Here is a 13,886-nt window from a genome sequence, read left to right as displayed (position 1 = left end):
CGGAAAGAAACGGAGTTCCAATCGCATCGGTCCCGCAGACTGAGCGTAGCTACAACAGGAGACGATGCGCCCTGAGCGGCTCCGGCCTAATGGCGACGGTGATGGCGCGGCGCAGGAGCCATCGCCATCGAGGACCCGAACGCTCCCAACGGACTCATGCCGTCCTGCATCGGTTGGAAGAACCCCGGCATGGCCGCCGCAGCGACGGGACGTTGGCGGCCTCGGCTCGCGACCAAAGTCCCACCGGATCCCATTTGGACAATCGTCGCGGTCACGTTGCGATGGGTGCAGCGACAGCCGAGCGCACTCGCGGCCGCAGGCGATAGATCAAGGAACGCGCCGGTGAATGGACCGCGATCGTTCACCGTGACCCGGATCGACCGACCGCCGCTCTGAACCATCAGGACCGTGCCGAAGGGCAGCGTCCGGTGGGCGGCGGTCATTGCAGCACAGTTGAGCACGCCCCCGGAGGCTGTGCGGCGACCGCACAGACGGTCACTTCCGCCGTAATAGGTCGCGCTTCCGGAGAGACGATGCGCCTCGGCTACGGAAGAGAGCGAGAGAAGGACGATGCCGGCCACGACCATGCGTTTCATGCTGGATCCCTCGGTATGAAAGAGGCGCTGCGACAGTGTCGCCTCACCGCTAAGTCCAATCGGAGGTCCTACGGAGGGCTCGGCGCAGAACAAACCGCCAGCCCATAGGCAGCTTCATCTCTGTTGATCGGCAAAGGTGCCGGAAATGGGGCATGCTGGGGCGGGTTTGACCTCGAGACCGCCCTAAAGCCGTTGACAGCGGGTATCGGTGCGATATGTCTGTGCTGCATCCTGAGAGGACCTGACGGTCCCGCCAACCAGCCTTGACCGGCAACGGTGGTACGACGATGTGGCCCGCAGGGCAACAATAGGTCGCCAGTCCTCCAGATGCGCATGACCTCGGAGGGCCCTATGTTTTCACGACGTGGATTTCTGATCGGAACGGGCGGCTTGCTGACGATGGCGTTCGTCGGTGACGCGCGGGCATTCATACGGCGGAAGGAGGCACCGCTGCTGGCTGTCCCGCCGCGCACTGCACACACGCTCTACTGGGATTGGCCGGATGGTTTGGACGAACCGCAATTGTTTCTCGATGGCGAGCCTGAAGTCATTGCCCCTGAGCCTCCGACCTGGCGCGTGTTTCTGAATAGCCTGGACGCAAAGGACTACACCGCTGGTGAAATCAAAGAGCGGCTCGAACAGATGAGCTTCGACCCAAGCCACCTAGACCAGCAAATGGACGGCGCCTGGTGGGAACTGCACTATGACCGCGTGTCCGGTCCCTCTGCGAAGGCCTATCGCCTCCTTAAAGGGATCGATCTTGGTCCTGACCTCGACCCCAGTGTTGATGGCCCGCACCTCGATTTTGTGGAGGGTGGCGGCAATCAATTCGACTACTCGCTTCATGTGCATCCAAGCGACCTGCTCGCTCTTTCTCTCCTACAGGCGCGTCTGATCGATCTGCGACTGCCAATCAAAGTCGAGAGATGGGATTCTTAGAGCCGCGCCCCGTAAACGGCGTTGAAGGCATTGCTTGTCCATCTGCCGCCGCGCGCCAAGACAGAAGCCGCAACATAGCTAGGCAAATGTTGCTTTGTAGCCGGGCTTGAACCATTTCAATTCAGTTCCGGCGGGCGCGTCCCTATCCCAAACAAACCAGGCATATGCGGTTGTGCCACTGCCCTTGGGATCAACGCCGCTCGGGTAGAACGTAATGCGCTCGCTGAAGACCCACACGCGGGCGGGTGGGGTAAGAGAAAAGATTGTGTTCGCTCTGTTCACGCCTTCTAAGAACGCTAGACGCAGCAGCAGCGCAAATTTCCGGTTTGCAAGCTTGAGGCCGTTGGCCACAAAGCCTTCGGCACAGTTGTAGGGAGGATTGGTCACGATATTGTCGGCACGCTGGGCCGCCTCGAGGAAGTTGACGCCAGTTTCCCCATAGCCGCGATCGTACAGATCAGAGCTCCGAACGGGCTGCCCAGTCTGCTTCAGAACGCGGCACATGGCACCATCGCCGCACGCGCACTCCCAAATATCGCCGCTGAACTTCTCGTTGTCGATCAACGCGAACGTTGCCCAGGGTGGGGTTGGGAAAAAGTCAGGCCCGCTGAGATCGGCGAACCGTTTCATTGCAGGTTTGAACCCGCCGTTGAGATTGTACGTCGTGTCCACCATGTCAGCTCCTTGCTCGCATATAATAGCAGGGCCATTGGCTCAACAGGGTTGGTGAGACAGTTTGACTCACCCCTTCCACTCTCGCCTTTGGGACATATGCGGGGCAACGGCAAACTCAGCATCCATCATCGGTAAGTTCGACGTGCGAAAATTTTGTCGCGGCGGGTTGCGGCCGGCGGCCCCACGACGACCGGGGGGTGCCAGGGGGCGGCTCAGGTCTCGATGTTGAAGCGCCGCGATCAGCCGCCGTGTCCAGGATCATCCCGGCGCCGTCGCACAAGGCCCTTCTAAGGCCTCGGCAGAGTCCTTCGGGGCATATCCCGGGGGCTTGCGCTCCTGCATTCGCGGCACGCCGAACCATGGCGCGCAGCCGCATCACGAACTGCTCTGCAAGCTAGGCTAGTCATCAACACAACGGCGCCCATTGGAGGTGATGAGCGCAGTTGCCTTGCCAGGGTGCGGCACACGATCTGCCTCTAACTTTCAAAAACTCTACTTTGTGAAAGACAAAAATCGGCCTTGCATGATCTCACTTTTTGGATTCCAAAAGTGTCTCTTTCAAATTGGGGGCAGAAATGAAAATTGGATACGCGCGAGTGAGCTCGGGCACGCAGGATCACGCCGCACAGATCGAGGCCCTGAAGGCCGTCGGATGCGAACGAATTTTCCAGGAGAAAGTTTCTGGCAGCTCGATTAACGGGCGGCCAGAGTTCGCCAGGCTGAGGAAGACCATCACGCAAGGCGACGTGCTGGTCGTCTCGAAACTAGATCGCCTGGCACGCTCAAGCCGCGATCTGCAAAACATTCTGCATGAGCTCCAGGAGGTAGGCTGCGGCTTTGTCTCGCTCGGCGAGAGCTGGTGCGACACCACGACCGATGTGGGTCGGCTCGTCATGACGATCATGGGCGGCATTGCCGAATTCGAGCGCAGCCTGATCCGCAAGCGGTGTGAAGAAGGTATTCAGCGGGCCCGGCGTAAGGGCACGAAGTTCGGGCGGCCGACTGCTCTTGATCACAGTCAGCGCCGACGACTGGCTGAGCGGTACGCTGCCGGCGAAACGATGGCGGAGCTGGCCCGTGAGTATGAGTGCGGCGAAACCACAATTTGGCGGGCGCTTCAATAAGACCTCTTGGAGTGATAGCCTCTCCGCGCCCCTGCGACGGTCAAGGAGCGCCTGTTTCTACACTGGTCTTGGGGACTCGAAGCCACCAAGAGCGCATCAGCGGCCCGCGTGGAGTCGTGGCGAGCCATTCCGGCCGTGATCAAAGCCTGAGGCGATTAGTCCACGATCCCGGCGGCGATTAGCCGCCGATAAAGTTCATTGTAGACCCCGCCCCGTTCTCGAGACGGAGCCGCATGGTCCGCTAACACCTCCAAAACGCTTTTCACGAACCTCCGCGCGGCACTGGCTTCTTGTTGGTTCAGGGCATCCAGCCACGCTTCAACTGCAAACCACTCGATGCCGCAAGCCTCCAACTCACAGATTCCTTGCCGATCCAGCTCATTCGTCCACTGGGTCGTTGCTATCTTCGCCTTCAATTGCCTTCGGGCGCGTCCAATCCGATCGGTTCTGTCTCGGCTCCGCTTCACCGCAGCGGCTTGCCAAAGCCTCGGCTGGACTACCTGTACAAAGCGCCCACGCTCATCCCTGATAATCGACCGCACGGGTTGCCTCCATGGTCCGGCTACGCAGCCGCGTGAGTTTGGCGCTCAAGTCCTCCTCACTGATGAGTCCGCGCGACCTCCTAGCCCATAGCCATCGGAGGGCGTCCGAGAACGCCGGGAGGTCATCGTCCAGGAGCGGGAGCTCGAAGCCTTGCTGCATCGCCCATGCTCGGCAGATCTCCTCATCGTCGGGCGTCAGAATGATTGTTTTGCCAGGTTGGTGTGGGTCATGACGCCAGAGCATACACAAGCGATTGCGCTCTAATCGCATCTCGGCCCGCTGAATACGGGTCAAATCTCCTGACAGGTATGCGGCAGCCAGCCGCGTCTGTTTTACTTTGGAGCTTCCGCCATGACGGAAGCAAGTTGAACGACCGCGCATCCTCGCTGCCTTGCAGGGTTCACCAGACCTGGTCACCGCCGTACAAGTGGGCATACGTCGATTTGGGCCATCGCAGCATTGAGCACGACCGATCATGAAGTTGTGGCGCTGTGTTTCGGATTGAAATCCGAAGACGCGGCCTGTTCTTGGATCTCGCCGACCTCGCATTGCACTCATGACGCGGCCTCGTTCAGAGCTTAGCGAGCCAATTGTAGCATAATCCAGCATGTCTGGACGTAGCGAAGTTGAAGATGTTGGCACAAGCGATGCTTTAGCTCGTCCGCCAAAATATTCGCCACATAGTCGCATGGGCGGGACTAACAGTCCTTGTGGTGAGACTATGCGGTCCCTGTGGTGAGACTGTAGATTTCCTACAGTCCCTGTGGTGAGACAGGCTACAGTCCCTGTGATGATACAGTCTATAGCTATCCATCTGCCCCCCTCTCTGCACTCTCTCCCACACCACGGAGAGGGAGGATGTCTGCGGTGATCCAGGACTCAAAGTCCCGGCTGGCCGGCTGGTCCGTGAGGTCGCACTTGAACTCTGTGAGCCGCCATCGGGTGGCATGGCGCTTGCGGACGAAACGTCCTTTGGTGGTGGCGACAATGAATCCCCGATCTTGGAGACGGCTCATCGCGCGGGCGGCAGTATCCTTCGCAACATGGATGGCCTCTGCCGCTTGCCGTACCGAGAGGCCGATCTCGCCGTTATTGTTGCCGTTGTAGAGCATGGCCAGCACGACATAGATGGCACGCTCGTTGCCACCGAGACTTCGCCAGGCCTCGCTCTGCATCATGCCGTAGGTGAGCCGGACAAAACGTTCCACGGCGACGCGCTTCCTCGTCATGCGGAGTTCCTCCGCTTGGCATGGGCGATAATCCGCGACTTCACCCAGCGCCTGACCTCGACCGATGGCTCGAGCGGCACCGGCGCCACCCCATAAGGCGGCCATTCGCCAAACCGGGTAAGGTACTGGTGCGCAACCCATCCCGGCTTGTAGCCCCGTTCAGTGGCGATTGCGGCGAACTCGCCGTGCCATTTCTCGCGAGTGCGGAGGTCGTCAAGATTGGGCTGTGCTTTACGGCTGGTACCAACGAGGCCAAGATCGCCATCGATCACGTCAACAGCGCGGGGCGATGGTGCCGGCAAATAGCCGCAGCTGAGGCACGCCATTCCGCCGACGCGGGCAGCGCCACACTCTGGGCATTCGACGATCTTCGGCCCGCCCGGATGATCGCCGTCTCGGACCGCATGGGCCGGATTTTCTGTCTTCAGGTCGGGATCGAGCGTCCACTCGATGAAGTCTTCGGCGAACCCGAGCCGGTAGGTGGCACCCGAGTGGTCGATGACGATGCAATCAACCTTGTCCGGCGCTGGCCGGAGCCCGCGTCCGACCATCTGCCTGTACAGGCCCAGCTGCTTGGTCGGTCGCGCCAGGATCAGACATCCAAGCGCCGGCATATCCCAACCTTCAGTCAACACCATGCAGTTGGTGACAAGCTCGATTTCGCCGGAGGCGAGCCTTGCCAGCGTTGCATCCCGCTCGGCCATTGGCGTCGAGCCGTCAATGTGTTCGGCGCGAACGCCGGTGAGAACGAACTCGTCTCGGATGTGGATTGAATGACGGACGGAGGTGGCAAAGCAGACCGTCTTGCGCCGCTTACCGAATTTGAACCAGTTAGTGACGATATCGCCGACCAATTTCGGTCGGTCCAAGCGGTCGGCGAGCTCCCTTTCCACGTAATCGCCACGATGGACGTGGACGCCGTGCAGGTCAGGATCCACCGGCGCGTAGACGCGGGTCGGCACCAGAAAGCCCTGCTCGACAAGCTCGCCGACTTGTGGGCACTGGATCATGGTCTGGAAGACCTTACCGAGGCCGCGGCCGTCGCCACGGCACGGCGTGGCAGTGAGCCCAAGCAGAATGGCTTCCGGGTAGCGCTCGATGATCGATTTGTAGCTCTGCGCCACGACATGATGGCATTCATCGACGACGACGAGCCCCGCCTCGGGTAGCTCCATCGTCGAAGCTTTGATGGCACGGCGATGCAACGTCTGTACGCTCGCCACCTGCACCATCTCAAGGGGACGCGGTTGAATTCCGGGGCGGATAATGCCGTGGGGGATTCCGCGCAGCTTGTTGCTGGTCTGGGTAATGATTTCTCGACGGTGGGCGAGAAACAGCGACCCGCAGCCTTTCTGGCGGGCCTGTTCCACGATCGCGCGCGCGATCACGGTCTTGCCGGACGCGGTCGGCGCGACGAGAATGATCCTGCGTTGCTCCGCGTTGATGGCGCGCCAGAACTCGGCGATGACCTCGACCTGGTACGGGCGCAGCACCTCGGTCATGGCCCGCCTCGCGATCTCGGGCACCGCAAACCCGCGGCCCGCCCGCTAAGAATCGTTGCGTGCACGTTCCGCCGGCCATCGTCGGCCACAAGCCCGTTCGTGATGCAGGCCTGGTGAAGCTCGGCGATCACCTCATCCTCGGCGAGCTCTCCGCCGGCAACCAATCGAAAAAGGTTAAAAGCCGCACGGTTAAGCGCGTCGTTGCGTCGCCCGGGCAGAGTGGCAGCAAGCGCCGCAGTTTCGGCTTGCAGGGCAGCGTGACCATAGGCGCCCACACGGCACGGTCCCTGGTTCGTGGCCATGGCGCGCTCGGTGATCCGCAATCCGGGTTTGGTGCGAACGGCATTGATCAGCCATGCCGGTGCGGCCGCGATACGCGCCCACGGATCGCCGAGGAAGACGTAGCGGTGGCCTGTTTCATGGACGGAGGGCGGGACGATGACGTAGCCGTCGTCTCCGCGGGTGTCGATGCCGGCACCGACCCTCCCGACTGTGGTGGGGATCGGACCCGGGTATGCAAACCATGCATGTGCGCCCCTGGCCGTGAGCACGGTGCGGGTGTCCGGCAGCGCTCCGTGTTTCTTTACCAGCGCGCGCAAAGTTGCAGCGCCTTTCTCGCCATCGATGTCGAGCACCCAGAAACCCGAACTCGCGCCGGTCGGGACAGCAATGTTGCGCTCGGGATCGGTCCAATAGCGGCGAATGGTTGCGGGGTTTGTAGTGGCGGCTCGAAAGCCGCGTGCAACCGCGGGTGTCTTCCCCCGCGGAGTGCAGGGAAACACCCGCAACCCGCGGGCAGCGTAGTCGAGCGCGGCGGCGAGCAGATTGCTCATGACGACCTCGGCCGGATGGGCATCAGTCCCGCGGCAAAGCTCTCATCGTCCGGGTCGGTGATGAGGATGATGCTGCTGGGCTGCCGCGCGTTGATGGTGACGTTGTCGCCCCGCAATGCGCCGACGATTTCAGCGAAACACCGGGTCTGAACCGCCGTTTCGCTCTCGCCCACAACGTCGGCCTCAAGGTGGTCATGGCTACCATCGGCGCACAAATGCAAACCGCCGGCGTCCCAGGACACTTTGACGACAGGCAGTGAAGTCTGAGGGGCAGCCACTGCCGTGAAGCGTGCGAGCGCCTCGGCGAGCCCGGCGCGGTGGGTGGTGATGAAGTTCGGCCCTGGCAGCTGGCAGAATCTCTCATAAGCGGGATAGGTCGCATCAATCCTTCTGCTAACGACCGCAAATCGCATGCGCTCGCATGCGCCCTCGACTGCAAACAAGCGTTCCGATCGACGCAGGGTCGCGTTACCGATCGCCTTGCGCAGCAAGCGGCTGATGGAGTTCACCACCCCGTTCGCGATGATCAGCGAGCGATCCGGCGAGAGTGTCGTCGCCGCCGGTGTGGTGACACGGCAGTACCGAACCCCGTCGGCCGCGACCGCGACAAGACTCTCGGTTGTGCTGTGCAGGAGGATGCCATTAAGGTATCCACGAGACGCATCGTGGGCAGCAGCGAACGCGGGCCGAGCAAAAAGACCAAGCGTCGTCTTGGCATCGAGTTCGACGCGACCAGTCTCCACACCCATAAGAAGCGGCTCCCGCAGGTTCGCGATCGGAACCACCGGGAGCTTGAAGCTTGATTGACCTACGGTTAGCATCGCGGCGTGGTCGTCCGCGGTAATCGCAATCTCTGTGTTGGGTGGGAAATGCCGCAGCAGGGCCGCGAGCGGCTCCAGCGGCAAAGCCAGCTCGCCCTCGGCCGCGGCCTCAGCCCAAATCGTAATAGTGCATTCGAAGGTAGTTGTTGTGATGGCAAGACTCTCGCGATCGGCGGCGAGCCGGACTGCCTCCATCACAGGAACGCGCGGGGTCTGCCGTTCGCCGACTGGCAGTGTGGCGAGACCGAGGGCGGCAGCCAGTGAGCCGCTTCGCGCCTTGACGCGGCCCGCCATCACTGGTTCTCGATAGCGAGCAGAACGACATGGCAGCCGGCGCAAATGGCGCGAACATCGCCATGGTCGAGCAACTCAAGATCCTGAGCGCGCAGCTCAGTGCCGCACTTCGGGCAACGCACTCCGGCGACCAGGCGCACGGTGGCATTAAGGTGAAACGCGGTCCGGATACGAGGCTTGTTAGCCATTGAGGTGTCCTCTAAAAAGAAAGAGGGCACCATCAACGATGGTGCCCTTCCGGTTTGCTACGACGTGAGCTTGCTAATGAGATCGACCAGCTCGTCGAGGTCATGCGCTGCGATCTCGATCTCAAGCAAATGATCGGCAAGCGATTTCCGCCGATCATTGAGCTCGTGACCGAGATCGTAAGGCTCGAACACCTCCAACTCGCCTTGAGCCATAGTGCAGGCGACAAAGACCCGTTCGTTGATTTCCTCGGCGCGTCCGGTGACATCCTCAAGCGCTCCAGGATGTTGACAGCCGAGTCGGCGGGCGCTACCGCATACCGCGCGACAGCGGTTTTAGACGTGAGGTCCGGCACAAGCTGCCCTCATTTGTTAGACGACCGGGTGCATCGGGTTTGCTGCACGAGTGCACCTGGCCGTCGGCTCCGCTCTTTTCAGCCAATAGTTCGCCTCAGCCGTAGCGGCGGTAAGCCTCGGCATTTCAGATCAGAATATTTTAGCTGTGGACGCTGATTATTCGGCGGCGACCGCCCGCGCGTTCGGGGCAGTCTCACACTCGCGACGCCACGCTGCCGCGGCCTCAACGCTGATCAGGGTGCGCCCGCCGACCTTCATCGTCACCGGCCCGGAAGCCGCGCGCTTCATGCGAAAATAGGTGTCAACGCTGATGTTGTGCGCCTCGCAAAACTGCTTGATCGAGTAGGCTTTCGGCTCAACCGACGGTGAGTTGACACCGAGACGAGGGTTGCAGCCGATTTTCTCTCCCTTGGCCATCGCTCTGCTCCGTGATGCTTCTGATTGGCTGGAGCATGCGTCTGACTATCGATCTATGCAAAATAAAAACGATAAGAAGCTTTAGTGCGCAAAAGAGCGGGATGAAGACAAAAAAGCCAGCAGTTACTTTGCTAGCCTCCATGAAGTAAAACTTCGCTGCAACAAATGTTGATCGGCGATGATCAGCTCCCCAGCGCAACGATGTTGTCTGCCAGCGTCGGCACTGGCGCGTGGTGCAGGAGTGCGGCACGCGCGATGTCGTCGCTATGATCAGTGATGTGCTTGGAGTAGGTCCGCTCGATTTCGGCGCTCGACGTGTCGTGCGATGCGGCAACCAGTCTGATCGGCAGACCGCGCAGTAGGGCGCGGACAATGCTTGAATGGCGCAGGGCGTACAGCGTCACTTTTTCATCAAGGTTCAGATAGGTGACGATTCCGCCGACGGCCTCGCGATAGTCGTCCGAGCCTCCCCAAGGCAGGCCGTTGTTCTGCAACAGCATGGGAGCGTCTGCGGCGCGTCCCCGGGTCGCCTGCTTTAGCTTCGCCGCCAGCGAAAGCGTGATCGGCACGCTGATGCGCTCCTGCTTGCGTGCGGCGCGGTTCTTCGATCCACCCTTCGCCGAACGCGGCATAGTCAGGCGCGGCTTGACGCCGCCATGCAGATCATCGATCAGGAGCCGAGCTGCTTGCGACGGCCGAGCGCCGGTCACAGCGAGCACATCAACGAACAGGCCAAGGCTCGGGTCGCGGTCATAACTCGCGGCGACGAACCGGCTCACGTCGCCATCGCCAAGGATGACGTTGCGAGTAACGCTGGCATCAGGCAGCGTCTCCAGCCCGGCTTCCCATGCATCGCCGTTCTGGATACGCTTGTCGTGCGAGGCAGCGAGGTTGAGCGCGGCGCGCAGACTTTTGCAGTAACGCACAACGCTTGACGGTTGCAGGCCCTTGTCGAGCAGGCCGTCGCGCCACTTACGCAGTTCCTTTGCATCGAGCAATGCAACCGGCTTGGCAAGCAACTGAGAGCTAAGATGCCCGCGCGGTCCGCTGGCATTGTAGATGCTCCCACCCCGCGACTGCAAATCGCGCTGATACTCTTTTAGCGCCTGATCGATGGTCGCCGGGGAAAACCCGGCCACCGCTGTCCCGGTATCGGCTTGGGCCTCGCCACGTGCCAGCTTACGGGCCTGGAGCAGCGCCTGATCGTAATTGAAGACGCTCGTGTTGTTCGCGGGCTCGAGGTCGTCGGCAGTACCAAATTTTTTAAGCCAACCGCTCGCGCTGCCATCGGCGAAGCGGACGCTCCACGTTCCGAAACCGCTATGATTGCGCCTGTAGCCGAGCGCAATGTTCGGCGCGACGCGCACGAAGTAAGATGCCTTGCGCGGCGTTAGCTTGGCGCGCGCGGTTGGCGTCTCCAGGGCGATCTTCCGGGGCTTGGGCATGGGGACGGCGCTCGCGGTGTACGAAGGGTGTTAAAAACAGCGGAGGCACAGCGGCTGCTAGCCCTTGCACATCATCTGCTATTTATACCTTTGAGTTCAGTAGCTTAGATGAAAGTTATACACCTGCAGCAGCGATGCAGCAACTTGCATATTCTCCCCTTGGGGGAGAAGGTGGCGCGAAGCGCCGGATGAGGGGTATCTATCCACGCATCCAAATGAGAGGGGGACTCGCGGAGAGAACCCCTCAACCGGCTTCGCTTTCGCGAAGCCACCCTCTCCCACAAGGGGCGAGGGTGCAGCGTTCGTGGGGAGAGAGCCTGCTACCTCCCCAGCTCGGTCGCCTTCGCTACGCGGTCGAACCGCTCCAGCGTCATGATCGCGTCCGCGAATTTCTCCGCGCGCGCGTTCAGCACCGGGCGGGCCAGCGTCAAGAATTTCTGCTGCATGGCCTGGGCATCGGGGAAGGAGGTCGGCTCTCCCGAGGGATCGGCGTAGAGCCGCTCGTGCACGCCGTCGTCCGTCGTGATACTCACGCGCGCGCCAAAGGGATGGGTGCGGCCGATTTCGAGACGATCGTCCTGCACCACGTCGAACTTGTCGGCGAGCGCGTCGATGGTCGCGTCCCCAAGGCGGTTGTAGTCGTCCCAGCCAAACGAGCCCTGGTCGAGCGCGAGCGCGCCGGTGAAGAACATCGAGAACTGGCCGCCGACGATCGAGGTCGGGTGCCGCTTGGTCGCGGCGTCGCCGGTGAGCGTGATGCCGTTGCGATGCAGCCCGATCTCGACCCGCTTGACCTGATCGGGCGTCAGATTGTGCTCGCGCCGCATCGCGATCAGCGCGTCGATCGCGGCGTGGGTATAGCGGCAGCTTGGATACGGTTTCACGCCGATCTTCATGGTCTCGTAGGTCCTGCCGAGTTCGGCGACCGCCTTGTCGGGATGCGCATCGTCGGTGTAGCCGGCGAGCAGGCCGTGCTTGCCCTCGACCGATTCCGTCGCGCCGACGAAATCGTTGCGCGCCAGCGTCGCGGCGATCACGCCGTTCATCGCGGCGGCGCCGACCTGGTAGCGCTTGTTCCATGCGCCATTGACCAGGAATTGCAGCGAGCCCGCGGCCTGGCTGCCGGCGACGCCGAAGGCGGCGATGAGCTGTTGCTCGGAGAGGCCGAACAGCTTGCCGGCGGCCGCGGCTGCGCCATAGGTGCCGGCGGTGGCGGTCGGATGGAAGCCGCGCGCATAATGCGACGTCGGATCGAGCGCGTTGCCGAGCCGGCAGCAGACCTCATAGCCCGCAACGATCGCGGTCAGCACGTCGCGGCCCGACGCGCCGACCATCTCGCCGATGGCGAAGGCGGCCGGAACCACCGGCGCGCTCGGATGCAGCGAGGAGTCCGCATGGGTGTCGTCGAAGTCGAGCGAATGGCCGAGCGCGCCGTTGAGCAGCGCCGCGACCGCCGGGGTCCAGGTCTTGCTGTCGCCGAACACGGTGGATTCGCCCTTGGTGTCGAGCGCGAGCGCCTCCAGCATCTTCAGGATCGAGGGCGTCGATTCCGCTTCGCTGCGGGCCCGGATGGCGCTGCCGAGGAAGTCCAGCGTCAGCACTTTTGCCCGATCCTGCACTTCCGCCGGAATATCCTGGAATTTCAGGTTGGCGACATAGGCGGCGAGCGTTGCGGTTTCGTGAGCCATCGTGTTTCCTCGTTTTGGCGCGCAAGTTAGGCGGGCTGATTTGGCCTTTCAAGCGGCCCCGGGGCCGCGGGCATCAGCTATGCTTTGGCTGGCTTACGAGGGTTGGACCGGGATACGCGATCATGGCATTCGCAGGAGAGCTGTTCGACAGGGTCCGGTCGCGAAAGACCCAATTGGGGCTGGCGATCCGGGTCACGGTGGCGGCCACCGGCGCCTACGCGCTCGCCACCGCGCTGCATCTCTTGTTGCCGCTCTGGGCCGTCCTCACGTCCATCATCGTGACCCAGATGAGCGTCGGGCGCTCGCTCAAGGCGACACGCGACTACATGCTCGGCACCATCGGCGGCGCGATCTATGGCGGCGCCATCGCGATCCTGATCCCCTATTCGGGCGAACTGGGCCTGCTGGGTCTGCTGGTGCTGGCCGTGGCGCCGCTTGCCTTTGTCGCATCGATCTATCCGAATCTGAGCTCTGCAACGGTGACGGCCGTGATCGTGCTCGTGCTTCCGTCGATGCATCATGCCGATCCCATGGCCTCTGCGATTGATCGGGTCAGCGAAGTTTCGGTCGGCGCGGTGACGGGGCTGCTGGTCTCGTTCCTGGTGCTGCCATCGCGCGCGGTGCGGCAAATCCGCGCCAGCGCGGCGAAGCTGCTGGAATTGATCGCAGAGGCTTTCACCGAATTGCTCGCGGGGCTGACGCGCGGCCGGGACAATGACGCGCTGCATCGGATTCAGGACGGTATCGGCAACGCAATGGTCGGCATGAATACCATTGGCGCCGAAGCCGAGCGCGAGCGCTCTGCGCGATTGTCGAGCGGGCCGGACACCGGCCCGTTGTTGCGCACGATCTTGCGGCTGCGCCATGACGTCGTGATGATCGGCCGCTCGACCGTGGTGCCGCTGCCGGCCGAGGTGCAGACGCGGCTCGCCGCGCCGCTGACGGAAGTCTCGACCGTGATCGCGCGCTTCCTGCGTTCGGCCGCCGCCGCCTTGCGCGAAGGCGCCGGCGCTCCGCCGATCCATCCCGTGCATGTCGCGCTCCAGCATTATGCCGAGGCGGTCGCGGCTGTGCGCCAGGACGGCCTGATCCGGGGGCAGCCCAGCGATACCGCGGAGCGCTTCTTCGCGCTCGGCTTTTCGCTGGAGCAGATGCACCAGAATCTCTGCGATCTCGACCGCGTGGTCGGCGAATGGTCGGAGCCCGCGGCCGACAAGCCCGCGCGCGCGGCGGAGTGA

Annotated in this window: 14 protein-coding genes and 1 riboswitch; of the genes, 3 read left to right on the top strand and 11 right to left on the bottom strand. The window is 62.3% G+C overall.

Annotated features, from left to right (window positions below; genetic code table 11):
* Positions 1-86: 86 nt before the first annotated feature.
* A complete protein-coding gene (locus BRA471DRAFT_RS40090; RefSeq protein ID WP_007603831.1) occupies positions 87-596 on the bottom strand; it encodes a septal ring lytic transglycosylase RlpA family protein in 510 nt (169 codons plus the stop codon).
* A 221-nt stretch (positions 597-817) separates the two neighbouring features.
* Positions 818-915: riboswitch (SAM-I-IV-variant riboswitch) on the top strand.
* Positions 916-947: 32 nt separating this feature from the next.
* Between BRA471DRAFT_RS40090 and BRA471DRAFT_RS00130 the strand changes: the two genes are divergently transcribed.
* The gene (locus tag BRA471DRAFT_RS00130; protein WP_007603829.1) at positions 948-1,535 is read left to right on the top strand and encodes a hypothetical protein; all 588 of its coding nucleotides are present in this window, start codon (positions 948-950) and stop codon (positions 1,533-1,535) included.
* A gap of 78 nt (positions 1,536-1,613) precedes the next feature.
* Here BRA471DRAFT_RS00130 and BRA471DRAFT_RS00125 read toward each other — a convergent pair whose 3' ends face one another.
* Positions 1,614-2,210: a hypothetical protein gene (locus tag BRA471DRAFT_RS00125; RefSeq protein ID WP_007603827.1), complete on the bottom strand. Its 597-nt coding sequence runs from the start codon at positions 2,208-2,210 to the stop codon at positions 1,614-1,616.
* A 575-nt stretch (positions 2,211-2,785) separates the two neighbouring features.
* On the opposite strand from BRA471DRAFT_RS00125, the gene BRA471DRAFT_RS00120 reads away from it, so the two are divergent.
* Positions 2,786-3,334: a recombinase family protein gene (locus tag BRA471DRAFT_RS00120; RefSeq protein WP_007603825.1), complete on the top strand. Its 549-nt coding sequence runs from the start codon at positions 2,786-2,788 to the stop codon at positions 3,332-3,334.
* Positions 3,335-4,683: 1,349 nt separating this feature from the next.
* Here BRA471DRAFT_RS00120 and BRA471DRAFT_RS00105 read toward each other — a convergent pair.
* The 9 genes from BRA471DRAFT_RS00105 to BRA471DRAFT_RS00070 form a co-directional block, all read right to left on the bottom strand.
* On the bottom strand, positions 4,684-5,106 hold the full coding sequence (locus tag BRA471DRAFT_RS00105) for a hypothetical protein (protein ID WP_007603821.1): 423 nt from the start codon (positions 5,104-5,106) through the stop codon (positions 4,684-4,686).
* Positions 5,103-6,608 carry a DEAD/DEAH box helicase family protein gene (locus BRA471DRAFT_RS00100; protein WP_007603819.1) on the bottom strand — a complete coding sequence of 502 codons (1,506 nt, stop codon included), beginning with the start codon at positions 6,606-6,608 and terminating at the stop codon, positions 5,103-5,105. Before BRA471DRAFT_RS00100 ends, BRA471DRAFT_RS00105 begins: the two co-directional genes overlap by 4 nt.
* Entirely contained in the window at positions 6,605-7,441 is an 837-nt protein-coding gene (locus BRA471DRAFT_RS35575; protein ID WP_007603817.1) for a bifunctional DNA primase/polymerase, read from the bottom strand. Before BRA471DRAFT_RS35575 ends, BRA471DRAFT_RS00100 begins: the two co-directional genes overlap by 4 nt.
* Positions 7,438-8,556 carry a DNA polymerase sliding clamp subunit gene (locus tag BRA471DRAFT_RS00090; RefSeq protein ID WP_007603815.1) on the bottom strand — a complete coding sequence of 373 codons (1,119 nt, stop codon included), beginning with the start codon at positions 8,554-8,556 and terminating at the stop codon, positions 7,438-7,440. The genes BRA471DRAFT_RS35575 and BRA471DRAFT_RS00090 overlap by 4 nt, the downstream gene beginning before the upstream one ends.
* A complete protein-coding gene (locus BRA471DRAFT_RS00085; RefSeq protein ID WP_007603814.1) occupies positions 8,556-8,744 on the bottom strand; it encodes a hypothetical protein in 189 nt (62 codons plus the stop codon). Before BRA471DRAFT_RS00085 ends, BRA471DRAFT_RS00090 begins: the two co-directional genes overlap by 1 nt.
* A gap of 57 nt (positions 8,745-8,801) precedes the next feature.
* Positions 8,802-8,936, bottom strand: coding sequence for a hypothetical protein (locus tag BRA471DRAFT_RS39915; protein WP_256379921.1), 135 nt, complete (start codon positions 8,934-8,936; stop codon positions 8,802-8,804).
* Between the two features lie 318 nt (positions 8,937-9,254).
* Positions 9,255-9,515 carry a hypothetical protein gene (locus BRA471DRAFT_RS00080; protein ID WP_007603812.1) on the bottom strand — a complete coding sequence of 87 codons (261 nt, stop codon included), beginning with the start codon at positions 9,513-9,515 and terminating at the stop codon, positions 9,255-9,257.
* A 182-nt stretch (positions 9,516-9,697) separates the two neighbouring features.
* Positions 9,698-10,960 (bottom strand): hypothetical protein, encoded by a 1,263-nt coding sequence (locus tag BRA471DRAFT_RS00075; RefSeq protein ID WP_007603811.1) that lies wholly within the window; start codon positions 10,958-10,960, stop codon positions 9,698-9,700.
* A gap of 320 nt (positions 10,961-11,280) precedes the next feature.
* The gene (locus BRA471DRAFT_RS00070) at positions 11,281-12,648 is read right to left on the bottom strand and encodes an MmgE/PrpD family protein (protein WP_007603810.1); all 1,368 of its coding nucleotides are present in this window, start codon (positions 12,646-12,648) and stop codon (positions 11,281-11,283) included.
* A 122-nt stretch (positions 12,649-12,770) separates the two neighbouring features.
* Between BRA471DRAFT_RS00070 and BRA471DRAFT_RS00065 the strand changes: the two genes are divergently transcribed.
* Positions 12,771-13,886, top strand: a complete 1,116-nt coding sequence (locus BRA471DRAFT_RS00065; protein ID WP_007603809.1) for an aromatic acid exporter family protein — start codon at positions 12,771-12,773, stop codon at positions 13,884-13,886.

Source organism: Bradyrhizobium sp. WSM471, assembly GCF_000244915.1.
Classification (GTDB): domain Bacteria; phylum Pseudomonadota; class Alphaproteobacteria; order Rhizobiales; family Xanthobacteraceae; genus Bradyrhizobium.
Note: the sequence above shows the minus strand (reverse complement) of the source record. Positions and strands in the feature narration are given on the sequence as shown.